We start from the raw sequence: 25,144 nt of genomic DNA, 5'->3' as shown, positions 1-25,144 counted from the left end.
ACCGCACGGCCGGTGCCGCTCAGCCGTCCGCCGGACCGCCCTCCGGCTCCTCCGGTCCGCCGCGCGGTACGTACCGCAGCACCCCCCACATGCTCTCCGGGCGGGCGTCCTGCGGGGCTTCCTCGCGGCACGCCTCCAGCTCGCGCAGCAGGCCCGGTCCGTCGATGCCGGAGCCGATCAGGACGAGCCGGGTCCGGCGCGGTTCGCCCCGCGCCCAGGGGCCGGGGACGAACCTCAGGAAGCGGCCGACCGCGTGGACCTCGTAGCGCTCCTCGTGGCCGGGGACGCCGAACCGGACGAAGCCCTTGATCCGGTAGAGGCCGGCCGGGCGGCGGTCGAGGAAGTCGATGAGGCGGCGCGGGGAGAGGCCCTGGTCGGAGGTGAACTCGACGCTCTCGTAGGCCGCGTGCGCGTGCGCGCGGTGGTCGTGACCGCCGTCGTCGGCCTCGGCCAGCAGGTCCTCGAAGGAGAGCTGGCCGCGGGTCTCGGTCCAGGGGCGGCGGTCGAAGAGGAGTTCCGGGTCGATGCGTCCGTGGTCGGCGCCGATGACGGGGGTACCCGGCGCGCAGAGCGCGCCGAGCGCCGTCTCGATCCGGGCCCTTTCGGCGGCGTCGACCCGGTCGGTCTTGTTGAGGACGACCAGGTCGGCGACGGCGAGGTGGCGGTCCGTCTCGGGGTGCCGGGCGCGGGTCGCGTCGAACTCCGCCGCGTCCACGACGTGCGCCATGCCGCCGTAGCGGACGGCCGGGTTCTCGTTGGCCATCAGCATCCGGATCATCTCCTGCGGCTCGGCGAGTCCGCTGGCCTCGATGACGATCACGTCGATCCGGTGGGCGGGGGCGGTGAGCTTCTCCAGGTACGCGTCCAGTTCGCTGCCGTCGACGGCGCAGCACAGGCAGCCGCCGCCGATGGAGACCATCGAGTCGCCGACCTGGCCGGCCACCGACATCGCGTCGATCTCGATCGACCCGAAGTCGTTGACGACGACCCCGATCCGGGTTCCTCCCCGGTTGCCGAGGAGGTGGTTGAGCACGGTGGTCTTGCCGGATCCGAGGAATCCGGCGAGGACGACGACGGGGACGCTCCGCTCGGGCTGCCTGCTGTTCACCCGGCCGATGGTAACGAGGCCGCGTCAGTCCAGGAGCGGCACGGGCTGCGGAGGGGTCGGGCCGGTGTAGCGGGCGGCCGGGCGGATGATCTTCGAGTCGGCGGCCTGTTCGAGGACGTTCGCGCTCCAGCCGACCACGCGCGCGGCGCAGAAGGTCGGGGTGAACATCTCGCGCGGCAGCCCGCACAGCTCCATGACGACTCCCGCGTAGAACTCCACGTTGGTGTGCAGTTCGCGGCCCGGCTTGAGCTCGGCGAGGATCTCCTCCACCTGCCGTTCGACCTCGACGGCGAACTCCACGAGCGGTCCGCCGAACTGCCCGGCGATCTCGCGGAGCATCCGTGAGCGCGGGTCCTCGGTGCGGTAGACGGGGTGTCCGAAGCCCATGATGCGGTCCCCGGCGAGGACCCGTTCGCGGATCCACGGCCCGATGCGGTCGACGGTGCCGATGGCATCGAGGGTGTCCAGGGCCCGGCTGGGGGCGCCGCCGTGCAGCGGGCCGGAAAGGGCTCCGATCGCGCCGGTGAGGCAGGCGGCGACGTCGGCTCCGGTGGAGGCGATCACGCGGGCGGTGAAGGTGGAGGCGTTGAAGCCGTGGTCGACGGTGGAGATCAGGTACCGCTCGACAGCGCGGGTCCGCACGGGGTCGGGTTCCCGCCCGGTCAGCATCCAGAGGTAGTTGGCGGCGTAGGGGAGGTCGTCGCGCGGGTCCACGGGTTGCAGGCCCTGGCCGAGCCGGTGGAGCGCGGTGAGCAGGGTGGGCACCGCGGCGGAGGCGGCGAGGGCGTCGGTGGTGCGGCGTTCCCCGTCGAGGTCGAAGACGGGACGGAATCCGGCGGAGGCTCCGAGGAGCGAGAGCGCGGTGCGCAGTCCGGCGAGCGGTCCGGAGGCGGCGGTGGCGCGGGCGAGCGCGGGCAGGGCCTCGCGGACCTCGGCGGGCAGGTGCCGCAGCGGGGCGATCCGTGCGGTGAAGGCGGCCCGTTCGGCGGCGTCCGCGGGCAGTGCGCCGTGGAACATCAGGTGCCACACGTCCTCGAAGGTGCGGCTCGCGGCGAGCTCGACGGCCGAGTACTGGCGGTAGTGGTAGAAGCCCTCCAGGCCGCGGACGTCACCGAGCCGGGTTTCGGTGACCACGACTCCGGCGAGGCCACGGGGTACTGCGACGGTGGTGTTCATGGATCGACCATCCATGCTTGAATCATTCCTTGTCAATATTGATCGAATCAACATATGTAGGCTGTGCATCATGACCGAACAGCCAGCCGCCGACGGCACACGCCGGCTCACCACCCAGGAGGCCGCGCTCACCCTCGGGGTGAAACCGGCGACCGTGTACGCGTACGTCAGCCGGGGCCAGCTCAGCAGCCGCCGCGACCCCGTCGGCCGCGGCAGCACCTTCGACGCGGGCGAGGTGGAGGCGCTGGCCCGGCGCAGCCGGCGCGAGGCGGCGGCTCCCGCCGGGGAACTCTCCGTACGCACCTCGCTCACGCTCATCGAGGCCGACCGGTACTACTTCCGGGGCGTGGACGCCGTCGAGCTGGCGTCCCGGCACCCGTACGAGGAGGTCGCCGAGTGGCTCTGGACCGGCGGCCTGCCGCGCGGGGCCCGCTTCACCGCTCCGCCCGAGGCGCTCGCGGCGGCCCGCCGGTCGGTGGCCGCGCTCCCCGAGCACAGCGGGCCGGTCGACCGGCTGCGGGTGGCCGTGGCGGCCGCCGCGGTGACGGACCCGCTGCGCTTCGACCTGTCCGAGGAGGCCGTACTGGGCTCCGCGCGCTGCCTGGTCCCGACGCTGGCCGGCGCCCTGCCCGGGCTGGGCCCGGCCCCCGGGGACGGCGCCACGGTCGCCCGGGAACTGTGGTCCCGGCTGACCGAGGCGGATCCGGAGCCGCGGGCCCTGGAGGTGCTGGACCTCGCCCTGGCCCTGCTGGCCGACCACGACCTGGCGGCCTCCACCCTGGCCGTACGGGTGGCGGCGTCGGCGCGGGCCCATCCCTACGCGGCGGTCTCGGCGGGGCTCGGCGCGCTGGAGGGGCCGCTGCACGGCGCCGCCGGGCGGCTTGCCCACCGGATGCTGGTGGAGGTGCTGGAGCGGGGTGGGGCGGCGCCGGTGGTGGCGGAGTACCTGCGCGCGGGGCGGCGGGTGCCCGGGCTCGGCCACCGGCTGTACCGGGGCGAGGACCCGCGGGCCCGGGCGCTGTTCGGGCGGCTGGACGGCCTGGCCCAGGCGGGTCCGGCGCTGGACGCGGCGCGGGACGTGGCGGCGGTGATGGCCCGGCACGGGCTGCACCCCAACGTGGACCTCGCGCTGGCGGTGTTCACCGTGTCCTGCGGGATGCGGGCGGAAGCCGGGGAGACGGTGTTCGCGGTGGCCCGGACGGCGGGCTGGATCGCGCACGCCCTGGAGGAGTACCAGGAACGGCCGCTGCGGATGCGGCCGAGCGGGCAGTACCAGGGCCCCCGCCCACCACAGCCGGTGCCGTGACGGGCGAGCCCTCCGGCCGGGGGCGGTCCGGCGGCGGCGTCAGATCCGCAGCCAGACCGCCGTGTCCTGCGCCGGTACGGGCAGCCACCGGAGCCCGGCGGATGCCCAGCGCCAGGCGGACGCAGGCCTTTTGCGTAGACGAGGGAATTCCGCTCAGGCCGAAGCCGACCTACGGTGCTAGTCATGCGGTTCCTCCCCACCAGCGCTCGGCGCCTCGGGCTGCCCAGACGGGCCGTCTCCCAGATCCTGCTGACCCAGCTGGCCATCGCCGCCGGGGTCCTGGCGCTGGCCACCGGGCTGTTCCTGGCACCGCTCAGCGCCCAGCTGGACGACCAGGCGATGCGCCGCGCCCTGGCCATCGCCCAGAGCGCGGCGGCCGACCCGTCCCTGGCCGCCGACCTCCTGAGGTCCGGCCCCACGGCGGACTCCGCCGTGCAGTCCGCGGCCGAGCGGATCCGCCGGGCGACCGGAGCCGAGTACGTGGTCGTCCTCGACCTGGACGGCATCCGGCGCTCCCATCCGAGCACCGACCGGATCGGGCTTCCCGTCTCCACCGACCCCAGCGACGCCCTGGCCGGCCGCGAGGTCATGGAGATCGACGAGGGCACTTTGGGGCGCTCCGCCCGGGGCAAGGTCCCGCTCGTCGCCGCCGACGGGGAGATCGTCGGAGCCGTGTCGGTGGGCATCGCCTACGACAACGTCCGGGACCGGCTCCTCGGAGCCATCCCCGGCCTGCTCGCCTACGCCGGCGGCGCCCTGGCCGCCGGGGCGCTCGCCGCCTACCTGCTGTCCCGCAGGATCCAGCGGCAGACCCGGGACCTGGCCTTCTCCGACATCGCCGGGCTCCTCGCGGAACGCGAGGCGATGCTGCACTCCATCCGGGAAGGCGTCATCGCCCTCGACGGGAACGGCCGGATCCGGCTGGTCAACGACGAGGCCGCCCGGCTGCTCGGACTCACCCCGGACACCGCGCACACCCTCGCCGGCCTCCCCCTGGACGAGGTCCTCGGCTCCGGCCGCACCACCGACGTCCTCTCCGGCCGCGTCACCGGGCGCGACCTCCTCGCCGTCCAGGGTCCCCGGGTCCTGGTGGCCAACCGGATGCCCACCGCGGACGGCGGCGCCGTCGCCACCCTGCGCGACCGCACCGAACTGGAGCACCTCGGCCGCGAGCTGGACTCCACCAAGGGACTGATCGACGCCCTGCGCGCGCAGGACCACGAGCACGCCAACCGCCTGCACACCCTCCTCGGCCTGCTCGAACTGGGCCTGCACGAGGAAGCCGTCGAGTTCGTCACCGAGGTCGTGGGGGTGCACCGCACCACGGCCGAGCAGGTCACCGAACGGGTCCAGGACCCCCTGCTGGCGGCCCTGCTGGTGGGCAAGGCCACCGTGGCGGCCGAGCGCGGCGTCCCTCTTCGGCTCGCCCCGACGGCCCTGCTCCCCGACCGGCTGGTGGACCCGGGCGGCCTCGTGACCATCCTCGGCAACCTGGTCGACAACGCCCTGGACGCGGCGGCGGGCTCGCCCGCGCCCCTGATCGAGGTCGACATCCGCGCGGAAGGCCGCACCGCCGTCCTGCGGGTGCGCGACAGCGGCCCCGGCATCCCCGCCGGACGCCGCGAGGAGATCTTCACGGAGGGCTGGTCCACCAAGCAGCCCAGGGCCCACCGCGAGCGCGGTCTGGGCCTCGCCCTCGTACGCCGCCTCGCGGAACGGCAGGGCGGCAGCGCCCGGGCCGGGGAAGCAGCGGACGGAGGGGCGGAGTTCTCCGTCGTACTCCCGGAGGCCCTGCGGTGAACGAGACCCCGATGCACGTATTGGTCGTCGACGACGACGTGCGTGTTGCCCTGATCAACGCGGCGTACGTGGCGAAGGTTCCCGGGTTCCGGGTCGCCGGCCAGGTCCATTCGGCGTCCGAGGCACTGGAGTTCCTCGCCGCCCACCGGGTGGACCTGGTCCTCCTGGACCACTACCTCCCCGACGGGAACGGCCTCGACCTGGTCCGCCGTCTGCGCCAGCTCGGCCACCACACCGACGTGATCATGGTCACGGCCGCCCGCGACCTGGCCACCGTGCAGGCGGCCATGCGCCTCGGCGCCCTCCAGTACCTGGTCAAGCCCTTCACCTTCGCCGGCCTGCGCGGCAAGCTCGAGGCCTACGCCACCCTCCACCGCTCCCTCGCCGCCGGCGGCGAGGCCGAACAGGCCGAGGTCGACCGGATCTTCGGCGCGCTCGCTGCGGCCGGCACCCCGAACGAACTGCCCAAGGGCCACTCCCCCACCACCGCGGAACTGGTCCGCCAGGTCCTGCGCGCCGCCGAGGGCCCCCTCTCGACGCAGCAGGTCGCCGACCGCGCGGGCATCAGCCGGCAGACCGCCCAGCGCTACCTGAAGCTGCTGGACCGCGCCGGCCGCGTCACCCTCGCCCTGCGCTACGGCGAGACCGGCCGCCCGGAGCACCGCTACGCCTGGCTGCCGCCCGGCGGGGCCTGAGCGGGCTCATACCGCCCCGGCACCCGTCAGCGAGCGGACCTCGGTCTGGGCGTGCTTGCGCTCGTCCGGCTCCTCACCGGAGGTGACCGTGCCCAGCCAGCCCGCCAGGAAGCCCAGCGGAATCGAGACGAGCCCCGGATTCTGCAGCGGGAAGTACTGGAAGTCGACGCCGGGGAAGAGGGATTCGGGACTCCCGGAGACCACCGGCGACAGCGCCACCAGCAGGACCGCCGGGACCAGCCCCCCGTACACCGACCAGACGGCCCCCCGCGTGGTGAACCCGCGCCAGAAGAGCGAGTACAGCAGCACGGGCAGGTTCGCCGAGGCGGCCACCGCGAAGGCCAGCCCCACCAGGAACGCCACGTTCAGGTCCTGGGCGAGGAGCCCGAGGCCGATCGCCACCGCACCGATCCCCACGGCCGCCAGCCGCGCCACCGTCACCTCGCTGCGCTGCCGGGCGTGCCGGCGCTTGAGGGAGGCGTAGAGGTCGTGCGCGACGGAAGCCGACGAGGCCAGGGTGATCCCGGCGACCACGGCGAGGATGGTGGCGAAGGCGATGGCCGCCACGAAGGCGAACAGCACCGCGCCCCCGGTGGACCCGGCGCCCCCGCCGAGGAAGGCGGCCAGCAGCGGGACGGCCGTGTTCCCCGAGGCGTTCGAGGCCCGCACCTCGTCCGGCCCCACCAGCGCGGCCGCACCGAAGCCGAGCACGATGGTCATCAGGTAGAAGCCGCCGATCAGGCCGATCGCCCACACCACCGACCGGCGGGCCGCCCGCGCGGTGGGGACGGTGTAGAAGCGCGACAGGATGTGCGGCAGCCCCGCCGTCCCCAGGACCAGGGCGAGGCCCAGGCTCATGAAGTCGAAGCGGGAGGTCCAGTCGCCCCCGTACTTGAGCCCGGGGGCCAGGAAGCGGCTGCCGTGCCCGCTGCGGTCGGCGGCGGTCGTGAGCAGCTGGTCGAAGTTCCCGTGGAAGCGCAGCAGCACGAGGACGGTCAGGGTCACCGCCCCGCCCATCAGCAGCACGGCCTTCACGATCTGGATCCAGGTGGTGGCCCTCATGCCGCCGAAGGTCACGTAGACCACCATCAGCGCGCCGACCCCGACCACGGTCAGGGTCCTGGCCCCGGGGCCGGAGTCCGCGAGCAGCAGGCCCACGAGGCTGCCCGCGCCGACCATCTGGGCGACCAGGTAGAGCACCGAGACCACGACCGAGGAGGTCCCGGCGGCGATCCGCACGGGCCGCTCGGCCATCCTGGCCGCGACCACGTCGGCGAGCGTGAAGCGCCCGCAGTTGCGGACCAGTTCGGCGACCAGGAAGAGGACCACCAGCCAGGCGACGAGGAAGCCGACCGAGTACAGCAGGCCGTCGTAGCCGAAGAGGGCGATCAGCCCGGAGATCCCCAGGAAGGACGCGGCGGACATGTAGTCGCCGGCGATGGCGAAACCGTTCTCCAGTGGGGAGAACAGCCGCCCTCCGGCGTAGAACTCCTCGGCCGAGCCGTGCCGGTTGCGGCTGACCCAGGTGGTGATGCCGAGGGTGACGGCGATGAACGCGCTGAACAGGATCAGCGCCAGCGTCTGGTGTTCGGTGGTCACCGGCCCTCCCCCCGGGCCCGGATCCGCTCCTGGTCGCGCTCCTGCTCGAACACCGTCCAGCGCAGGTCGAGCGCGGCCCGGTCCCGCCGCAGCCGCGCGTGCCGGGCGTAGGCCCAGGTCAGCAGGAAGGTGCTGAGGAACTGGCCGAGCCCCGCCAGCAGGGCCACGTTGACGGCGCCCGCCACGGGCCGGGCCATCAGCCCGGGCGCCGCCGTGGCCGCGATCACGTAGGCGACGTACCAGAGGAAGAAGGCGGCGGTCGCGGGGACGACGAACCTTCGGTAGCGGCTGCGGACCTCCTGGAAGGCGGCGCTGCGCTGCACTTCCAGGTAGATGTCGGATGCACCGGGCGCGGGACCGCCCGTCGGGGCCTGGCGCGGCGGGACCGTTTCCTCAACCTCGCCCCAGCCCACGGCCAGCGCGTCGTACCAGGGGTCGTCCAGCCGGATCGTTCCGGCATCGCGACCATCGTGCTTGTCCACCGAACTCTCCTTGTCCGCTGCCGCATTGGCCGCGTGCCCACAAGGATGTGCGGAATGAACGGTTTCCGGACTGGTGTCCCGGTGCTCTTCACTCCTTCAGGTGATGGAGTGAAGAGCACCGGTGTGCCGTGGAGCCGGAGGGTGTCCGCGTGTCAGGCGTCGATGCGCGAGCGGTCCAGGGTCGCCGCCGAGCTGGTGATGAACTCCTTGCGCGGGGCGACCTCGTTGCCCATGAGCAGGTCGAAGACCTGCTCGGCCGAGTCGAGGTCGCCGATGTTGATCCGGCGCAGCGTGCGGAACCGGGGATCCATGGTGGTCTCCGCGAGCTGGTCGGCGTCCATCTCACCGAGGCCCTTGTAGCGCTGGATGGCGTCCTTGTACCGGATGTTCTTGCGCTGGTACTCCAGGAGGGTCTGGCGCAGCTCGTTGTCCGAATACGTGTAGACGTACTTGTCCTGGCCCTTCTTCGGCTGGACGAGCTCGATCCGGTGCAGGGGCGGCACGGCGGCGAAGACCCGGCCCGCCTCGACCATCGGCCGCATGTACCGCTGGAAGAGCGTGAGCAGCAGGCAGCGGATGTGCGCGCCGTCCACATCGGCGTCGACGAGCAGGACGATCTTGCCGTAGCGGGCCGCGTCCAGGTCGAAGGTGCGGCCCGACCCGGCTCCTATGACCTGGATGATCGCCCCGCACTCGGTGTTCTTGAGCATGTCCGAGACCGACGACTTCTGGACGTTGAGGATCTTGCCGCGGATCGGCAGCAGCGCCTGGAACTCGGAGTTCCGGGCGAGCTTGGCCGTGCCGAGGGCCGAGTCCCCCTCGACGATGAAGAGCTCGCTGCGGTCCACGTCGTCGCTGCGGCAGTCGGCCAGCTTGGCCGGCAGCGAGGAGGACTCCAGCGCGGTCTTGCGGCGCTGCGCCTCCTTGTGCTGGCGGGCCGCGATCCGGGTCCGGGCGGCCGCGACGATCTTCTCCATCACGGCGCGGGCCTGCTGCTTGTCGTCGCGCTTGGTCGAGGTCAGGAAGGCCTTGAGCTCCTTGGCGACGACGGCGGCGACGATCCGGGTGGCCGCCGAGGTGCCGAGCACCTCCTTGGTCTGGCCCTCGAACTGCGGCTCGGCGAGGCGGACGGTGACGACGGCCGTCATGCCCTCCATCGCGTCGTCCTTGACCACGTCGTCCTCGGCTACGCGCAGCAGCTTCGCCGAGCGCAGGACCTCGTTCACGGTCTTGGCGACCGAGCGCTCGAAGCCGGACACGTGGGTGCCGCCCTTGGGGGTGGCGATGATGTTGACGAAGGACTTGACGTTGGTCTCGTACCCCGTGCCCCAGCGCAGCGCGATGTCCACGCCCAGCTCACGAGTGACCTCGGTGGGGGTCATGTGGCCGCGGTCGTCCAGGACCGGGACGGTTTCCTTGAAGGTGCCCGTGCCGGTCAGGCGCAGGACGTCGCACACGCCCTTGTCCTGGGACAGGTACTCGCAGAACTCGCTGATCCCCCCGTCGAAGCGGAAGGTCTCCTCCGTCTTGCCGGCGCCGTCGATGGCGCGCTCGTCGCGGACGACGAGGGTCAGGCCGGGCACGAGGAAGGCGGTCTGGCGGGCGCGCTGGTAGAGCGTCTCCAGGTTGAGCCGGGCGTCCTTGAGGAAGATCTGGCGGTCGGCCCAGTAGCGGACCCGGGTCCCGGTCTTGCCCTTGGCGATCCGCTTGGCCTTGCGCAGGCCGTTGGCGGGGTCGAAGGGGCTGTCGGGGCCCTGCTCGGTGAACATGCCCGGGACGCCGCGGCGGAAGCTGATCGCGTGCGTCGAGCTGCCCCGGTCGACCTCGACGTCGAGGCGGGCCGACAGGGCGTTGACGACGGAGGCGCCGACGCCGTGCAGGCCGCCGGAGGCCGCGTACGAGCCACCGCCGAACTTGCCTCCGGCGTGCAGCTTGGTCATGACGACCTCGACCCCGGAGAGGCCGGTCTTGGGCTCCACGTCGACGGGGATGCCGCGGCCGTTGTCCCGGACCTCGACCGAGCCGTCCTCGTGGAGGATCACCTCGATGTGGTCGCAGTACCCGCCCAGGGCCTCATCGACGGAATTGTCGATGATCTCCCAGAGGCAGTGCATCAGGCCTCGACTGTCGGTGGAGCCGATATACATCCCGGGGCGCTTGCGAACGGCCTCGAGGCCTTCGAGGACGAGCAGGTGCCGCGCGGTGTAGTTGGAACCGTCCCGGTCTGCTCCGGACAGCAGCGCGCTGGAAGGCACGGACGTGTCGGCGGTCACGCAGTTCGCTCCTCGCTGAATTTCTTTTCTGGCCCGGTCGGGCGCAGGGGTGGCTCGGGTGCCGGTCAGAGGGTACCGAGGCCTGGTAGAGCCGATGCAACGCCACCCTCGTGGGTTCCTCAGCCTAGTCCAGATCCGCACGGCTGTTCGATCCCCCGGGAGGGTGAAGCAAACATCACGTTCCCTTCCGCGCATGAACCATTTAGGGTTCGGGCACGTCCTCATGCACAACCGGCACTCACGCCGGCGAGGACGGAACTGCTACAAGCGAACGACTGACAACGCGAAACCGTAAAGCAACGCAATACGGCTCCTTCGCCGCCAACCGGCAACAGCCGGCCAGCTTCGGAAGGAAGTTTCGAGGAAAAGCCGCGAGCGGGAACGTTTTCGGCCTGGTTGGATGTTGACCCTGGTACGACAGCTCGTCGAGCTAGAGAAGAGGCGACGTGACTACTGTTCTGACACCCGCGACCCCGCTGACGGCCGCTGACCGATGCGACCGCTGCGGCGCCCAGGCATATCTGCGCGTCGTCCTCCTGAGCGGTGGTGAACTGCTCTTCTGCGCCCACCACGGGCGTAAGTTCGAGCCGGAACTCAAGAAGATCGCCGCGGAAATACAGGATGAGACCGAGCGGCTCACGTCCGCTCCGGCGGCCGCTGCCGCCGATACCGAGGACCGCTGACACAGGCCTGCACCTCGCATCCGACGAGCAAGGACCGGCCAGGCCGGTCGACGGGCGGCATCTCTGAGACCCAGGGATGCCGCCCGTCCTCATGCCCGGACACTTCCTCATGCCCAGACACTTCCTCCCGCCCTCCGGGCGCGCCGCTCGGCCCACGTCACCCCGCGTAAGGCCGTGAGGGGTGCCTGAGGGCCCTCCCGCCCCTCCCGGGGTGTCCTTACACCCCGCGCCGCCGCGCGCCGCTCTCGGGGCCGCTCACGAACGCGGCCAGAGGGGCGATCCGGGTGTAGACGCCCGGGCTGTCCGCGCGACCGCAGCCGCGCCCCCAGGACACCAGCCCGATGAGCCGCCCCTGGGCCACCAGCGGCCCGCCGCTGTCTCCCTGACAGGCGTCCTTGCCCCCGCCGGAAGCGCCCGCGCACACCATGGAGTCGGCCCGGTACTGTCCGTCCCGGTCCCCGGGGTACGCCCGTCGGCAGGTCTCGTCGTCCAGCACCGTGACCGTGGCCGCCCGGAGCCCGTACGCGTAGTCACCGAAGCCGCTCGTGTCCCCCCAGCCGTAGACGGTCGCCTCGGTACCGGCGGCGTAGGCGGGGTCACCCGCCCCGGCCATGGGGAGCACGTGGTCGGCGGGAAGGGCCTCGGCCAGCTCCAGTACGGCGAGGTCCCCGGCGTTGCTCGCCGCGTCGTAGTCCGGGTTCACCCGGGCCGCGCTCACCGCGACCTCCCGGCCGTCGGCGGTGCGCAGCTCCGTACGCCCCGTGATGACCCGGAAGTCGGCGACCGATTCGACGGGACCGCCCAGCACCTGGCTCCCGAGGCAGTGGGCCGCCGTCACCACCGTGGTCGGTGCGACGACGACGCCCCCGCAGAACTGTCCGTCGCGGGTACCCCCGAACCGGTCACGGCTGGCGAGGGCCACCACCCAGGGGTTGTCGCCCGAGGTCACGGGCTTCCCACCTATGACCACGCTGTCCGCGACCGCCCGGGGCGCCTGGGTGAGCGGTGCGGCGGCCGCTCCCGCCACCAGCGTCAGCGCGCCCGCCAGGGCGCGGGCAAAGGGACGACGCATGAGGCCTCCTGACTCTGAGTGTGTATGACTCCACCCAGAGTGGGTTGCCCGGTGGCCGTGCGCACCCGCGCGGCCACCGGCGTACGCCCCTGCGGTCCGGTCCGGTCAGTCCAGGTAGTCGCGCAGCACCTGGGAGCGGGAGGGGTGGCGCAGCTTCGACATGGTCTTGGACTCGATCTGCCGGATGCGCTCGCGGGTCACCCCGTAGACCTTGCCGATCTCGTCGAGGGTCTTCGGCTGGCCGTCGGTGAGGCCGAAGCGCATCGAGACCACGCCGGCCTCGCGCTCGCTGAGCGTGTCCAGGACCGAGTGGAGCTGCTCCTGCAGGAGCGTGAAGCTCACGGCGTCGGCCGGTACGACCGCCTCGGAGTCCTCGATGAGGTCACCGAACTCGCTGTCGCCGTCCTCGCCGAGCGGCGTGTGCAGGGAGATCGGCTCGCGGCCGTACTTCTGGACCTCGATGACCTTCTCCGGGGTCATGTCGAGTTCCTTGGCCAGCTCCTCCGGGGTGGGCTCGCGACCCAGGTCCTGGAGCATCTGGCGCTGCACACGGGCGAGCTTGTTGATCACTTCGACCATGTGCACCGGGATCCGGATGGTGCGGGCCTGGTCGGCCATGGCGCGGGTGATCGCCTGGCGGATCCACCACGTGGCGTAGGTGGAGAACTTGTAGCCCTTGGTGTAGTCGAACTTCTCGACCGCGCGGATCAGACCCAGGTTGCCCTCCTGGATCAGGTCCAGGAAGAGCATGCCGCGGCCGGTGTAGCGCTTGGCGAGGGAGACCACGAGGCGGAGGTTGGCCTCCAGCAGGTGGTTCTTGGCACGGCGGCCGTCCTCGGCGATGATCTCCAGCTCGCGCTTGAGCTTGGGCGCCAGCTTGTCGGAGTTCGCGAGCTTGTCCTCGGCGAACAGGCCCGCCTCGATGCGCTTGGCGAGCTCGACCTCCTGCTCCGCGTTGAGGAGGGGGACCTTGCCGATCTGCTTGAGGTAGTCCTTGACCGGGTCGGCGGTGGCGCCGGCGACGACGACCTGCTGGGCGGGGGCGTCGTCCTCGTCGTCGGAGATGACGAAGCCCTTGTTCTCGCCGCCCTCCTCCTCTTCGTCGGCCTCGGCCTTCACGGCGTCGGGCCCCTCCTCCGAGGTGTCCCCTTCGCCCTCGTCGGAGTCCTTCTTGGCCGCGGTCTTCTTCGCCGCCGTCTTCTTGGCGGCGGTCTTCTTCGCGGGTGCGGCCTTCTTGGCCGCCGTCTTCTTCGCCGCCGCCTTCTTCACGGCGGGCTCGGTTCCGGGCTCCGCCGCGAGGGCGTCGGCGGCGTTGTCCGTCGCCCCGGCCCCGGCCGGAGCGGCGTCGTCGGCCGCGGTCCCGGCGGCGGCCGTCGTCTTCGCCGCGACGGTCTTGGTCGCCGTCCGCTTCGCGGGGCTCTTCGCCGGCACGCTCTTGCGGGTGGTGCGCTTGGGCGACTCCGCGGCACTGACCATCAGCGTCACACCCTCTTCCTCGAGGATCTGGTTGAGGCTGCGCAGAACATTCTTCCACTGGGTCGCGGGAATCTGGTCAGCCTCGAAGGCCCGACGCACGTCATCGCCGGCGATCTGCCCCTCGGCCTTGCCCCGCTCGATGAGCGCCATCACAGACTCGGAATCGGCGATCTCCGGCGGGAGCGTACGGGATGTGCTGGCCGACACGAACAACCTCTCGGAACGATGGGAACGGCTTCCGACCCCGGTCTGGTGCTGGACCGGAGCCGACGACCACCGACTGGGGATGGGCCGGGGGCGCGGGCAGGGGCCGGGAGCTGCACAGCACCCCAAGGGCTGCTGTCTTCCCTCCGTCGGCCATCACCTCTTACGTCATCGCGTGACGTCGCGGAGCGTTACGCCCAATCTTCGTGGCCAGGGTCACACCGGGTTCCCGCCGACGCCGTTCGTACGGTCACACAGGCCCGTCCGGGGGCTTCGAACGACCCCGGACGCCGGTGTCGCCGGACCCGAACCGGGCCCGGCGACAGGTGCTGCACCCCCGCGCCCCCGCGCGTCGGCGCGTCAGTGCTCGCGCGGGGCGGGGACCACGCGCTCGACCTCCGGATGCACCGTCAGGAGCTGACGCATGGAGTTCTCCGCTCCCATGGCGTCACCGGCCGCGAGGGCCTCGACCATCCGTGCGTGGTGCGCCACGCAGGTCTCGCTCGGACGGTCGCAGGCGGTGACGGGGCTGCCGGAGACCTGGAGGGCGGCGGAGACGATGCCGGAGAGGTGTTCCAGCATGCGGTTGCCGGCGACCTGGATCAGCAGGGCGTGGAACTCGTTGTCGGCGCGCCCGAAGGTGATCACGTCCCCCTGCCCGAGGGCGTGGCCCATGATCTCGACCATGTCGGCGAGGCGCTGCTGGACGTCGGGACGCCCGTGACCCGCGGCGAGGCGGGCGGCGAGCGGTTCGATGGTCAGGCGGAGCTCGCCGAGCTCGCGGCGCTGGTCGTCGCGCTGGGGGCCGAAGGCGCGCCACTCGATGATGTCCGGGTCGAGCAGGTTCCAGTCGGCGACGGGACGGACCCGGGTGCCCACGTTCGGACGGGCGCTGACGAGGCCCTTGGCCTCCAGGACCCGCAGGGATTCGCGGACGACGGTGCGGGAGACCTCGAAACGCTGGCCGATCTCCTCGGGTACCAGCGGGCGGTCCGCACCGAGGTCACCGGAAACGATCATCTGGCCGAGCTGCTGGACGAGTTGGCCGTGCAGTCCGCGGCCGCGGCTGCCCGCGGCCCGGCGGCCGACACGGCTCAACTCGACGTCGGCGCCGTCCCAGTGGGGAGGTCCGACCCGGTCTGACCCGGAGGCCTCCGGGTAGGGGTAGCGGTCGAGTTCGCCCGGGCCGGCGAGGCCGGTGTCGGCATGGCGGGCGGCGGTCATCATGGTGTGCGCAAGGGTACTCACGAATCCTTTGTCGGCCGTGCCTCCATCACCCTTGAGGTCTTTGGTGAAAAGCACACGAAAGGGTGATCGGTGCCACCTACGCAATTGACGACTTATCGGAAAGAACCGGGCCTTTTGCGGGGAGTTGCGGTCCGCTTCACGTGATTTCGCGTGATCCGGTCTTCCGCGGTCCCCCGGGAGTCTTCTCCCGCACCGGAACGATCACCAACGGACGCGGGAGCGCAGTCCTGTGAACCCATAGGCGCACAACAGGACCATCAGCGACAACAGCAGTGCGGTGCCGACGGGTTGGGCCATCACCCGAAGGGCTCCCAGCACGAGCCGGTCGGTCTCCGGGGGCCACTGCGCCCAGGACAGGCTCCGCAGCCGGGAGCCGATTCCGTTCATCGGGTACGCGGACGGCCCGTCCAGGGCCTTGCGCAGGAGCGGTACGACCATCACGGGTACGGCGAACACGGCGGCGAGGCCCGCCGTGGCGGACCGGAACACGCCGGAGGCGAGCACCCCGGCCCAGGCGCAGCCGACGAGCAGGCCCGCCCAACTCGCGGCCGGGGCGATCCATTCCGCGGGCGAGTGCAGGGGGGCGGCCCCGAAGACGAGCCGCAGGGCCGCCGCGTCGGCGGCGACGGCGAGGGCGCCGAGCAGCAGCGCGAGGGCGCCGCACACCCCGAGTTTGGCGGTGAGCAGGCCCATCCGGCGCGGCACGGTGCCGCGGTCCGCGGCGAGCGCCGGGAAGCGGTACTCCTCGCCGAACGCCAGGGCGCCGAGCAGTCCCGCGCCGACCGCGGCGGGGGGCAGCGGGAGCAGCTCGGGCCAGGCCGCGAGCAGTCGGCCCTGCGGGGTGTGGCCCGCCCGCGCCAGTACGAGGGAGATGAGTACGGAGGCGGCGAGGACGGCGGCGGCCGTCAGGACGGGGGTCGCGGTGCCGAAGACCCGGCGCAGCTCGTAGCGCAGCGGCCGCAGCGGTCCGCCGACGCGGCGCACCGTGGAGACGGGCCGCCCGGCACTCGCCTGGCGACGCGGTGCCGCGCTTCCTGCGTCCCCGGCCTCCCGACTCCTGCCTTCCAGGCCCCAGCACTCGGGGTTCACGGCTTCCGAGTCCCGGTCCTGCGGGCCCGGAGCCGGCGCCCCCCACCCCTCGGGTACCGCGCCGGGGCCGGACGGGGTGTCGCCCGTCCCCTCCGTACGGGCCTCGGAGTGCGGGTCAAGGCGGGGGTGGGGGCCGGGGTGGGGTCGGGGGCCGGTGCCGACATCAGCGGCGGTGTCGGGGCGGACGCCGGCGGCGCTCTGGAAGCCGGTGCCGGTGCGGGTGGCCTGGACGCCGACTTCGAGCCGGACCTCGGAGCGTAGTTCGGAGTGGAGTTCGGAGCGGGCCTGGATGGCGGGTCGGGTGCGGGCCTGCGGGACGGGCGGAACCGGCGTTCCGGCATCACCGTGGTCTCCGCCGTCGCGGGCGTCGCCGGTCTGCCCGGTCTCGTCGGCGAGCTGGTGGACCAGTACGCCGTGACGGTAGGCCGCCTCGCCGATCTCCGCGCAGTTGCTGCCGTACACCGAGAGGCGGCTGCCGCTCTCCGCGACGATCTCCACCGCACGCTGGGCCGCTCTGGCTTCGCGGGTCAGCACGTCGGCCAGTCTTGCCGCGTGCGGGGTGCGCACGGCGACGCGCGGCCGCAGGCGGGTGCGGGCGAAGTCGGTGGCGTCCTGGTCGGCGACGAGCCGGCCCGACGCGATCGAGACGACCCGGTCGGCGTTGACGGCGGCTTCCTTGGCGTCGCCAGTGGTGAACAGCACCGCGCCGCCGAGGGAGGCGTGGCCGCGCAGCATCCCGTGCAGCCAGCCGCGTTCCTTCGCGGAGAGTCCGTTGCCGGGCTCGTCGAGGAGGAGGGTGCAGGGGTCGGCGAGCAGGGCGGCGGCCAGCCCCACCCGGCGTTCCATGCCGAGGGAGAGCGAGCCGAGCCGCTCGTCGCGCAAGCCGGCGATGCCGACGACCTCCATCATCGTGTCGGCCCGGGAGGCCGCCACACCGGCGGCGGCGCACAGCATGCGCAGCTGGTTGCGGACGGTCCGCGCGGGGTGGCCGGGGACGTCGCCGAGGAGCACGCCGACCTCACGGCCGGGATGCGGGATCCGGTGGAGCGGGCGGCCCCGGAAGTACGTGACTCCGCGACCCGGTTCGAGTTCGAGCATGAGCCGCAGCGCGGTGGTCTTGCCCGAGCCCGGATCGCCGAGGAGCGCGGTCACGCACCCCGGGCGGGCCTCGAAGGTGAGGCCGTCCACGATGGGCGGGAGTTGTCGACGGGGTGTGCTGGTGAGTCCGATGGCCTGGAGCATCGCTTCTCTCGCGGGGTGTGAGACCGCTCTGCGGCAGTGTGAGTACCACAAGCAAGATACCGCGATATGTCCGATTTTCTACGCAACCGGTCCGCCGTGGCGCCGATGTCGCAGCCGGATGCTCAGACTTCGGGACGCAGCATGGGCGGGTTGAGCAGGGTCGCTCCACCGGCCCGGAACAGCTGGGCGGGCCTGCCGCCCTGACGGGTCGTGGTTCCCCCGGCGGGCACCAGGAACCCGGGGGTCCCGGTGACCTTGCGGTGGAAGTTCCGCGGGTCGAGAGCCACGCCCCACACCGCCTCGTACACCCGGCGCAGCTCGCCGACGGTGAACTCGGGCGGGCAGAAGGCCGTCGCCAGGGAGGAGTATTCGATCTTCGACCGGGCCCGTTCCACCCCGTCGGCGAGGATCGTCGCGTGGTCGAAGGCGAGTCCGGCGGAAGCCTGGTCGGGCGCCTCGAGGAGTTCCCCGACCGGTGCCCAGCGGGCGCTGTTGGCATCACCGCCCGCACGCGGGGCGGGCAGGTCGGGGGCCAGCACCAGGTGCGCCACGCTGACCACCCGCATGCGCGGGTCGCGCTGGGGGTCTCCGTAGGTGGCGAGCTGTTCGAGGTGCGCCCCGTTGCCCACCTCCGGGGCCGCCGGGTCGTGGGCACACAGGCCCGTCTCCTCGGAGAGCTCGCGGGCCGCGGCGCCCGCCAGGTCCTCGTCCTCGCGGACGAAGCCGCCGGGCAGGGCCCAGCGCCCCTGGAACGGCTGCTCACCCCGTCGCACCACGAGCGCGCAGAGCGCGTGGCGCCGTACGGTGAGCACGACCAGGTCGACGGTGACGGCGAAGGGCGGAAAGGCCGACGGGTCGTAGGGCGACATGCCGCGATCATAGTCGTCTGCCTGACGATAAACAGAGCTTTGGTGATCCCGGAGACCGTGATCTGGAACCCAGCGCGGATCTTCCCGATCACACGGCGCCGGCCGGCGCTCGGGACCGGCCTCGCCACGGCGCCCGCCACCCGGACTTCCCGGTCGGCGCCCCACCCCCGCCGGTCCCGATCCAACCCGCTGGGTCGACGCGGTGAAGGGGTCTGACGAGGCGACGTCCGGAACTTCGCCGCAGGAGCACCGGAACCCGCTGACCGGGCAGGACTTCGGCGGAACGGCTCAGCCTCCGAGTTGGAGCGCATCGGCGGCCTCCTCCACCATGCCGACGCCGAGCCGGCTGATCCGGACGGTGAACGGCTCCCCGGCCACGCGCAGGCCCGAGAGGCGCAGGGCGCCGAGCGGGGCGCCGGCCGAGGGTGCCACCGCGACCGTCGCCTCCGGGGCGTCCGGCCGGATCCCGGCCAGGGCCGTCAGCGCGTGGATCCCGGCGGCCGCCGCCACGGCCGCGGGCCGGCAGGCGGCCGGATGCGGGAGCGGGGCGCTGCCGGCGGTGCGCTGCTCGGCGGCGTACATCTCCGGCAGCCGGTACCCGAACGTCTCCGCCGCGTCCAGCAGGCCGCGGAGCAGACCGGCGGCCTCCTTCTCGAAGCCCGCGTGGACGAGGCCGGCGACCGCGACCGCGCTCTCGTGAGCCCTGACGGCACCCGACCGGTGGCCGAACGGGTTGTGGCCCGGCTCGCGGGCGGCCATGCTCCGCAGCCCCCACCCGGAGTCCATCGCGGGGGCACCGAGGAGCCGGGCCAGCTGTTCGGTACGGACCGGGTCCAGCAGGCCGGGCGCGAGCCGGCCGCCGCCCAGCAACCCGGTGTCCAGCAGGTGCGCGGCGGCCCCCGTCAGCCGGGGCAGCGGCCGCCCGTCGGGGTGCAGGGCCGCGGCGGGGCGGCCCCCGTCCGGTCCGTCGATCCAGAAGCCGGCCCGGAACCTCTTCCTCAGCTCGGCCGCCCATTCCCGCCACTCCCCCGCTCCGGGCCGCCCGCACCCGTCCAGCAGGTCGGCGCCGAGCAGCGCGGCCCGGTGGGCGTGGGCCTGGGTTTCGAGGCGCCGTGGCCCCGGGTCGGGATCGGCCAGGAAGCCGTCCTCACCGAGGGCCCCGCGCAGCCAGTCCAGGCATCGTTCCGCATGCGGGAGCAGCCGGGCCGCCTCCTCCTCGGGGAGCCCCCACCGCCGCGCCTCGGCGAGCAGGACCGGGAAGCCGAGGGTGGCTTCCGTGCCGGTGCATCCCGGCGGCAGCTGCGGTCCGGCCGCGCGCAGCGGACCGGGGATCTTCCCCGCATCGGGGCCCCGCCCGGCGGTCTGGCTCCGGGCCAGCGTGCGCAGGGTGGCGGCGGCCAGCCCGGTACCGAGCGGCAGCGCCATCCGCGCGGCCCACAGCGACTCCGCCGGGGCCAGTCCGAGCCGCCACGGCACTCCTGCCGCGGCGAAGGCGTCGCCGGGTGTCACGGGGTCCCGCAGGAGCAGTGCGCCCAGGTCGTCAAGGCTGGTCCGGAACCAGGTGTCGGCCCTCGGGTCGTCGCCCTCGGCGCGGGCTGCGGAGAGGGGGTTCGCGACCTGTCCGGCGGGGGCCCGGCCGGTGCGGTCGCGCGTGGTCCGCAGTTCGATTGCGCGGGACTCGCCGGGCGCCAGTTCGAGTTGCCAGCGCAGCAGTCCGGCCGAGGCGAGGGCGTCGTCGGGAGCCGGGTCGGCGGTGGTGACGGCCCGGGCCTCGCCGCTGCTCCAGCGGAGCCCGGCGGCGTGGACGGCGGCGGGCAGTTCGGGCCCCGGTCTGCCCGCGGCTACCGCGGCCAGTTCTGCCAGGTCGGTGCCGAGGGAGACCTCGACGGCGAGGCGCATCGGGCGGGCGGCGAAGCTGCGCAGGGTGATCCGCTCGGTTCCGTCGGCGTGCCGGACGCGTTCGACGCCGACGTCGGGATCGGGGCCCGGCTCGACGCCGGTGCGGACGGTGGCGGTGAAGGCAGCCCGGTCGGCGCCGAGGCTGCGCCCCTGGACGGCGACCGGGTCCCGGCCCGCGACGCGGAGCACGCACCGGGACAGCAGGCGGCGCCCGGCTCGGTAGATCCCGTCGATCCCCCGCCCGGTGAGCTGGCCGTGCTCGGGGGAAATGGCCAGGCAGGGTGCGGAGACGCAGATGACGGCTCCGTGCACGGGTGGCAGGTCGGCCCTGCGCGCGGCCGGCACCCCGGGTCCCGCCGTGCCGGGCCGCGCCGGACCGGCTCCCGGCGCCTCCACGGTGCCGGAGTGCCCGCCGCTACTCCCCGCTGTACCCCGGGTCCCGGCGGTGCCCGGGACTTCGCCTCCTCCCCCGGCGGCGGCTCCTGCCTGACGTTCCGCAGGGCCGGACGGCGAGGCGGCACCGGCGGGCGGGCTCCCGGCGCGGCCCGGGGCCGGGGCCGCTGTGTTGCCGACGGGCCACGGAACGGAGGGCCCTGCCGCGACCGTCCCACGTTCCGCAGGACCCGCTACCGGGGCGGCACCGTCGGGCGGGCTCCCGGCGCGGCCCGGGGCGGGGTCGGGGCGTCTGCCGTAGGGCCGGCCCGCGGGGGTTCCCGGGGGGTGGGCCGGTGGTGCGGGCGGGGGTCCGGAGGGATCGGTTTCGGGTACGGGGGGAGCCATGTGCCGCCTTGTCTGCGCTCCGGCCGGTTCGGCTGGGCGGCAGCTCGGCCGGGCCCCCACCGCCCTCCAGGGGAACGCCCCGGCCCCCGCCCGGGTCACGGGCCCCGGTGGTGACTGCCCCCGCAGGGCGGGACGGCATGGGCGGAACGCCGCACCCGCCACGTCCCGGAGCCGCTGTACGGTGCTGCCTCGGCACGGGTCCCGGCGGGCGCTCACTGCCCGCTCCCCTCGGGGCGGCGGGACTCGGGGCGGTAGGACTCGGTGCCGTGGGCTTCGGAGCGACGGGCTTCGGAGGTGCGGGATTCGATGCTGTGGCCGTCGTGGGCGTCGTCGGGTGAGAACGCGGGACCAGCGGTTCCCTGGGATGCAGGACCAGCGGACCCAGGCCGGCGAGCGTCTGGTCCGCCGGACCCCGGGCCGCGGGATTCCGGGCGCCGTCGGCCGCTCCGACGCCCTGGCGGGCGTGTGGTGGCGGCGGCCCGCTTCCGGCGGGGTTCGCGGCGCCTGCGTTCCTCCCTCAGGCACTCCCGCAGCCCTTCCGGGTCGATGCCCTCGTTGCAGGCGTGGTGGAGCAGCTGGGCGAAGCGGTACTCGGAGTCTGCCCGCAGAGCCATTCCGAGGGCGATCCGAGCCGTCGGCTCGTCCCCGCTGGACCAGGAAACCCAGCCCGCGAGGGTGAGCGGGGCCGCCGCGTGCTCTCCGTAGGCCCCGACGCAACGCCGTGCCAGAGCCCGCCACAGCCGCAGGGCCGGAGCGGCCTCGTCGTCCTCCATCCACTCGGCGGCGATGTCGCGGATCTCGCGGTCCTGGAGGCCGATGATCACGGCGGCGGCCTCGTCGTGGCCGAGCAGGGCGTCGTCGCGGCCGTCGGCCCCGGCTCCCCCTTCGGCGGGCGGGGCGAGGGCCAGGCGCCGCAGCAGGGTCCTTGCCAGACTGATGGTCTCGGCACCGACCTCCTCACGGGTGGCGCCGTCGAGGATCTTCGGCACCAGGGCGATGGCCGCCCGCTCCAGGGCGTCCTCCTGGTCGGCGGCCAGCGGCCCGCGCAGGGGGGCGAGCCGGTTCTCGATCTCCCGCAGGGAGCCCCGCACCTGGAGCCCGGCGAAGGTCGCGGCCGCTGCCATCACGGAAGTGCCGGGCGGGGCCAGCGGATTGCCTTCGGCCGGGCAGCAGTCGGCGTCGTGACAGGTGTAGGACCAGTAGCGGCCGCCGGAGAGGCACAGGGCCTCCAGTACGGGGACGTCGAGTTCCCCGCAGGCGGTCCGCAGCCGCTGAGCGAGGGGCCGGAGCCTGGTCATCACCCGCTGGCCGCTCTCCCCGCCCTGCGGGTCCCGGCAGAGGAAGACCACGATGCCGTCGGGCTTGGCACCGCGCCGTTCGCTGCCGCGGACCAGGCATTCGGCGACCTGCCGGGCGGTTTCCTCCCATTCGCCGGGCGCCGCCGGGATCCCGACGCGGAGCCGGCCGCCGAAGCGTCCTCCCTCGCCGTGTACGGCGACCATGACGAGGGAGTCGGTCGGGTGGAAGCCGAGCATGTAGGGCAGCGCGTCGGCCAGTTCGGCCGGGCTGCGCAGGGTGATCTGGGGTTCGGTCGGGGACCCGGACGGGCTGAGGGAGGGCCGGCCGGCCGGGCTGGTTGATTCGTGGTTCGTCGTCATGCGTCGACGGTCCCGTGCCTGGTCCCATCCGGAAACCCCTGTGGATAACTCGTCCAGCTTTCAATATCCACAGGTCGGGAGCGGTGATGGCGCGATGTCAGGGGCATCCGGTTCCATGGAGCCATGAACACAGATCCCAGGCCCCCGGCCCGCCACGCACGCGAAGCCTGCCCACCCCATGACCACCGGAAAACGAACGACGGACTTCGCGCCGGACCCTACCTCAGGGGCGCCCGGACGACGGGGACTTGCCCAGCGCGGTCACCGCGAGGGCGGCCGCCGCGAGCCCGCCGCCCCACCACATCACCGCCATGACCCCGGCGCCGTCCGCCGCCAGCCCGCCGGCCAACGCACCCAGCGCGATTGCCCCGTTGAAGACGCCGACAAACAGGGCGGACGCTGCCTCGCGCGCCCCGGGCGCCGAAGCCAGCAGCCATGCCTGGGTGCTGACGGACACCCCTCCGTAGGACAGCCCCCACACCGCGAGGAGCACACCAGCGGTCAGGACGGAGCCGCCGAGCACCGGTACCAACGCGATCGTGGACGCCAGCACCGCACTGATCACCAGCAAGGTGGAACGCGGGGAGCGGGCGGCGCCCGCACCGGCCGCGAAGTTGCCCGCCACGCCAGCGACTCCGTACACCAGCAGCAGTGTCCCGATCGTGCCGGCGCGCACCCCGGAGACCTCCTCCAGCACGGGGCGCACGTACGTGTAGGCGGCGAAGTGACCGGTGACCAGCAGGGCCACCACGGCCAGCCCCGTCCGCACCCGCGCGTCGCCGCACAGCCTCATCACACCACCGAGCCGTACCTCTTCCTCGGCGGGCAGTCGAGGCAGCAGGACCGCCAGGCCGACCAGCACCACCAGCCCCAGCACGCCCGCCGCCGCGAACGCAGCCCGCCACCCGGCCAGTTCACCGACGTACGCACCGGCCGGGACCCCGAGCACCGACGCCACCGCGATCCCGCTGAAGATCAGGGAGGTCGCGGAGCCGACCGACCTCGACGGGACCAGCCGCACCGCCAGCCCCGCAGCGATCGCCCAGACACCGCCCATACCGATACCGACCAGCACCCGGGCCGCCACCATCACCGCGTAGTCCGGCGTCCACGCGGCGAGCAGGTTGCCGGCCGTCAGGAGGCCCATGAGCGAACACAGCACCGTTCGCCGGTCGAACCGCCCCAACAGCGGTGTCAGGATCGGCGCCGACACCGCGCCCACCAGGCCGGTGACGGTCAGGGTCAGTCCGGCGGTGCCGTCGGTCACCTCCAGCGCGTCCCCGATGGGAGTCAGCAGCCCCACGGGCAGCAACTCCGACGTCACCACCGTGAAGGTCGCACCCGCGACGGCCACGACGCCCGGCCAGCCGCGGCCCGCCGGTCGCTCGCGCACCCCGCCGATGTCCGCGGTTTCCTCTGTCTGTGCCATGCGGCCAGCCAACCCGCCCCGCTCCGGGGGAACAACGGCGGATCTCTCATCCTTCGATGAGCGGGACTACTCGATCCGCCGCACCGGTGCGCTGTCGACGGCGGTGCGCAAGAGAACGCCATGAAGGGACCTGCATGAGCGGTGTGGAGATACGCGAGCTGGAGGCGTTCCTCGTCCTCTCCGAGGAGTTGCACTTCGGCAGGGCGGGCGAGCGGCTGTACGTCTCCCAGAGCCGGGTCAGTCAACTCCTGCGGTCGTTGGAGACCCGCATCGGCGCACCCCTCCTCGAACGCACCAGCCGCCGGGTGGGCCTGACCCCGCTGGGGGAGAGCTTCCTCGCGGGTCTGCGCCCCGCGTACGACGCCCTGCGCGCCACCGTCGAAGACGCCCGCACCGCCGCGCGGGGAACGGGCGGGGTGCTGCGCATCGGTTTCCAGGGCGCCGTCGACGACCACCTGAGCCGGGCGATCGCCTGGTTCGGGGACCGGTATCCCGACTGCGCGATCGGCATCGTCGAGATCCCGCTCTCCGACCCGTTCGGTCCGCTGCGCCGCCAGGAGGTGGACTGCGCGGCGGTGCTGCTGCCGGTCGCCGAGGACGACCTCGCCCTCGGGCCGGTCTTCTCCCGGCATACGCAGACCCTCGCGGTGTCCGTCCGGCATCCGTTCGCCGCCCGGGAGTCGCTATCCGCCGAGGAGCTCGCCGACTGCCGTCTCATCGGGATCGACGGCGACGCCCCCGACTACTGGCGGCACGCCCAGGCCCCCCGCAGGACCCCGGGCGGCCTCCCCGTGCCGGCCGGGCCCGGCGTCAACACGCTCCAGGAAGGACTGAGCCTGGCCGCCGGAGACCGGGGCGCGATGCTGCTGTGCCGGTCCACGGCCGGCTACCACGCGAGCCGCGACTCCCTGGCCTTCGTCCCGGTACGGGGCCTGCCCGACTCCGAGCTGGGCCTCGTCCGCCCCCGCCTGCGGCCTTCCGCGCAGGCGCAGGCCTTCGCCTTGGCGGTCGCCGAGACGGCCGGACCGGCGGCCTGATCCCGCACCGCACCCGACA

18 protein-coding genes are annotated in these 25,144 nt (G+C 73.3%); 5 read left to right on the top strand and 13 right to left on the bottom strand.

Annotated elements, in window-relative coordinates:
• Positions 1 to 19 precede the first annotated feature (19 nt).
• Together ABZZ17_RS10945 and ABZZ17_RS10940 are read right to left on the bottom strand one after the other, a co-directional pair.
• Entirely contained in the window at positions 20 to 1,108 is a 1,089-nt protein-coding gene (locus ABZZ17_RS10945) for a GTP-binding protein (RefSeq protein ID WP_356874314.1), read from the bottom strand.
• A 24-nt stretch (positions 1,109 to 1,132) separates the two neighbouring features.
• Positions 1,133 to 2,284, bottom strand: a complete 1,152-nt coding sequence (locus ABZZ17_RS10940) for a citrate synthase/methylcitrate synthase (protein ID WP_356874312.1) — start codon at positions 2,282 to 2,284, stop codon at positions 1,133 to 1,135.
• Positions 2,285 to 2,354: 70 nt separating this feature from the next.
• On the opposite strand from ABZZ17_RS10940, the gene ABZZ17_RS10935 reads away from it, so the two are divergent.
• The 3 genes from ABZZ17_RS10935 (at position 2,355) to ABZZ17_RS10925 (ending at position 6,085) form a co-directional block, all read left to right on the top strand.
• The gene (locus tag ABZZ17_RS10935) at positions 2,355 to 3,590 is read left to right on the top strand and encodes a citrate synthase (protein WP_356874310.1); all 1,236 of its coding nucleotides are present in this window, start codon (positions 2,355 to 2,357) and stop codon (positions 3,588 to 3,590) included.
• A gap of 183 nt (positions 3,591 to 3,773) precedes the next feature.
• A complete protein-coding gene (locus ABZZ17_RS10930) occupies positions 3,774 to 5,390 on the top strand; it encodes a sensor histidine kinase (RefSeq protein ID WP_356874308.1) in 1,617 nt (538 codons plus the stop codon).
• An 11-nt stretch (positions 5,391 to 5,401) separates the two neighbouring features.
• Positions 5,402 to 6,085 carry a response regulator gene (locus ABZZ17_RS10925; RefSeq protein WP_356874408.1) on the top strand — a complete coding sequence of 228 codons (684 nt, stop codon included), beginning with the start codon at positions 5,402 to 5,404 and terminating at the stop codon, positions 6,083 to 6,085.
• 6 nt (positions 6,086 to 6,091) lie between these two features.
• On the opposite strand, the gene ABZZ17_RS10920 is transcribed toward ABZZ17_RS10925, so the two are convergent.
• The 3 genes from ABZZ17_RS10920 to ABZZ17_RS10910 form a co-directional block, all read right to left on the bottom strand.
• Positions 6,092 to 7,684, bottom strand: coding sequence for a cation acetate symporter (locus ABZZ17_RS10920; protein WP_356874306.1), 1,593 nt, complete (start codon positions 7,682 to 7,684; stop codon positions 6,092 to 6,094).
• The gene (locus tag ABZZ17_RS10915; RefSeq protein ID WP_356874304.1) at positions 7,681 to 8,166 is read right to left on the bottom strand and encodes a DUF485 domain-containing protein; all 486 of its coding nucleotides are present in this window, start codon (positions 8,164 to 8,166) and stop codon (positions 7,681 to 7,683) included. The genes ABZZ17_RS10920 and ABZZ17_RS10915 overlap by 4 nt, the downstream gene beginning before the upstream one ends.
• Before the next feature lie 152 nt (positions 8,167 to 8,318).
• On the bottom strand, positions 8,319 to 10,439 hold the full coding sequence (locus ABZZ17_RS10910) for a DNA topoisomerase IV subunit B (RefSeq protein ID WP_356874302.1): 2,121 nt from the start codon (positions 10,437 to 10,439) through the stop codon (positions 8,319 to 8,321).
• 446 nt (positions 10,440 to 10,885) lie between these two features.
• Here ABZZ17_RS10910 and ABZZ17_RS10905 point away from each other — a divergent pair, with 446 nt between their 5' ends.
• Positions 10,886 to 11,122, top strand: a complete 237-nt coding sequence (locus tag ABZZ17_RS10905) for a hypothetical protein (RefSeq protein WP_266573543.1) — start codon at positions 10,886 to 10,888, stop codon at positions 11,120 to 11,122.
• Between the two features lie 217 nt (positions 11,123 to 11,339).
• Here ABZZ17_RS10905 and ABZZ17_RS10900 read toward each other — a convergent pair whose 3' ends face one another.
• From ABZZ17_RS10900 to ABZZ17_RS10865, 8 genes are all read right to left on the bottom strand, one after another.
• A complete protein-coding gene (locus ABZZ17_RS10900; protein WP_356874299.1) occupies positions 11,340 to 12,194 on the bottom strand; it encodes a serine protease in 855 nt (284 codons plus the stop codon).
• 105 nt (positions 12,195 to 12,299) lie between these two features.
• Entirely contained in the window at positions 12,300 to 13,877 is a 1,578-nt protein-coding gene (locus ABZZ17_RS10895) for an RNA polymerase sigma factor (RefSeq protein ID WP_356874297.1), read from the bottom strand.
• Positions 13,878 to 14,234: 357 nt separating this feature from the next.
• Entirely contained in the window at positions 14,235 to 15,176 is a 942-nt protein-coding gene (locus ABZZ17_RS10890; protein ID WP_356874295.1) for a FadR/GntR family transcriptional regulator, read from the bottom strand.
• A 147-nt stretch (positions 15,177 to 15,323) separates the two neighbouring features.
• Positions 15,324 to 17,453, bottom strand: a complete 2,130-nt coding sequence (locus ABZZ17_RS10885) for an ATP-binding cassette domain-containing protein (RefSeq protein ID WP_356874293.1) — start codon at positions 17,451 to 17,453, stop codon at positions 15,324 to 15,326.
• Positions 17,454 to 17,575: 122 nt separating this feature from the next.
• Complete coding sequence (locus ABZZ17_RS10880; protein ID WP_356874291.1) at positions 17,576 to 18,322, bottom strand: NUDIX domain-containing protein; 747 nt, start codon at positions 18,320 to 18,322, stop codon at positions 17,576 to 17,578.
• Between the two features lie 288 nt (positions 18,323 to 18,610).
• Positions 18,611 to 20,566, bottom strand: a complete 1,956-nt coding sequence (locus ABZZ17_RS10875; protein WP_356874406.1) for a glycogen debranching N-terminal domain-containing protein — start codon at positions 20,564 to 20,566, stop codon at positions 18,611 to 18,613.
• A gap of 647 nt (positions 20,567 to 21,213) precedes the next feature.
• Complete coding sequence (locus tag ABZZ17_RS10870) at positions 21,214 to 22,659, bottom strand: DUF4192 domain-containing protein (protein WP_356874289.1); 1,446 nt, start codon at positions 22,657 to 22,659, stop codon at positions 21,214 to 21,216.
• 223 nt (positions 22,660 to 22,882) lie between these two features.
• A complete protein-coding gene (locus tag ABZZ17_RS10865) occupies positions 22,883 to 24,088 on the bottom strand; it encodes an MFS transporter (protein WP_356874287.1) in 1,206 nt (401 codons plus the stop codon).
• A 134-nt stretch (positions 24,089 to 24,222) separates the two neighbouring features.
• Between ABZZ17_RS10865 and ABZZ17_RS10860 the strand changes: the two genes are divergently transcribed.
• Positions 24,223 to 25,125, top strand: coding sequence for a LysR family transcriptional regulator (locus ABZZ17_RS10860; RefSeq protein ID WP_356874285.1), 903 nt, complete (start codon positions 24,223 to 24,225; stop codon positions 25,123 to 25,125).
• The last annotated feature ends 19 nt before the right edge of the window (positions 25,126 to 25,144 follow it).

The sequence above is a fragment of the Streptomyces sp. NPDC006512 genome (genome assembly GCF_040611935.1).
GTDB lineage: Bacteria > Actinomycetota > Actinomycetes > Streptomycetales > Streptomycetaceae > Streptomyces.
The sequence above is the reverse complement of the archived record's forward strand: the minus strand, read 5'-3'. Positions and strand labels throughout refer to the sequence as shown.

Bases quoted from the DNA above. Each gene is read 5' to 3' on its own strand.
- ABZZ17_RS10935 (WP_356874310.1), top strand. From the start codon at position 2,355: ATGACCGAACAGCCAGCCGCCGACGGCACACGCCGGCTCACCACCCAG.
- ABZZ17_RS10900 (WP_356874299.1), bottom strand. From the start codon at position 12,194: ATGCGTCGTCCCTTTGCCCGCGCCCTGGCGGGCGCGCTGACGCTGGTG.
- ABZZ17_RS10925 (WP_356874408.1), top strand. From the start codon at position 5,402: ATGCACGTATTGGTCGTCGACGACGACGTGCGTGTTGCCCTGATCAAC.
- ABZZ17_RS10860 (WP_356874285.1), top strand. From the start codon at position 24,223: ATGAGCGGTGTGGAGATACGCGAGCTGGAGGCGTTCCTCGTCCTCTCC.
- ABZZ17_RS10865 (WP_356874287.1), bottom strand. From the start codon at position 24,088: ATGGCACAGACAGAGGAAACCGCGGACATCGGCGGGGTGCGCGAGCGA.
- ABZZ17_RS10880 (WP_356874291.1), bottom strand. From the start codon at position 18,322: ATGTCGCCCTACGACCCGTCGGCCTTTCCGCCCTTCGCCGTCACCGTC.
- ABZZ17_RS10940 (WP_356874312.1), bottom strand. From the start codon at position 2,284: ATGAACACCACCGTCGCAGTACCCCGTGGCCTCGCCGGAGTCGTGGTC.
- ABZZ17_RS10885 (WP_356874293.1), bottom strand. From the start codon at position 17,453: ATGCTCCAGGCCATCGGACTCACCAGCACACCCCGTCGACAACTCCCG.
- ABZZ17_RS10870 (WP_356874289.1), bottom strand. From the start codon at position 22,659: ATGACGACGAACCACGAATCAACCAGCCCGGCCGGCCGGCCCTCCCTC.
- ABZZ17_RS10930 (WP_356874308.1), top strand. From the start codon at position 3,774: ATGCGGTTCCTCCCCACCAGCGCTCGGCGCCTCGGGCTGCCCAGACGG.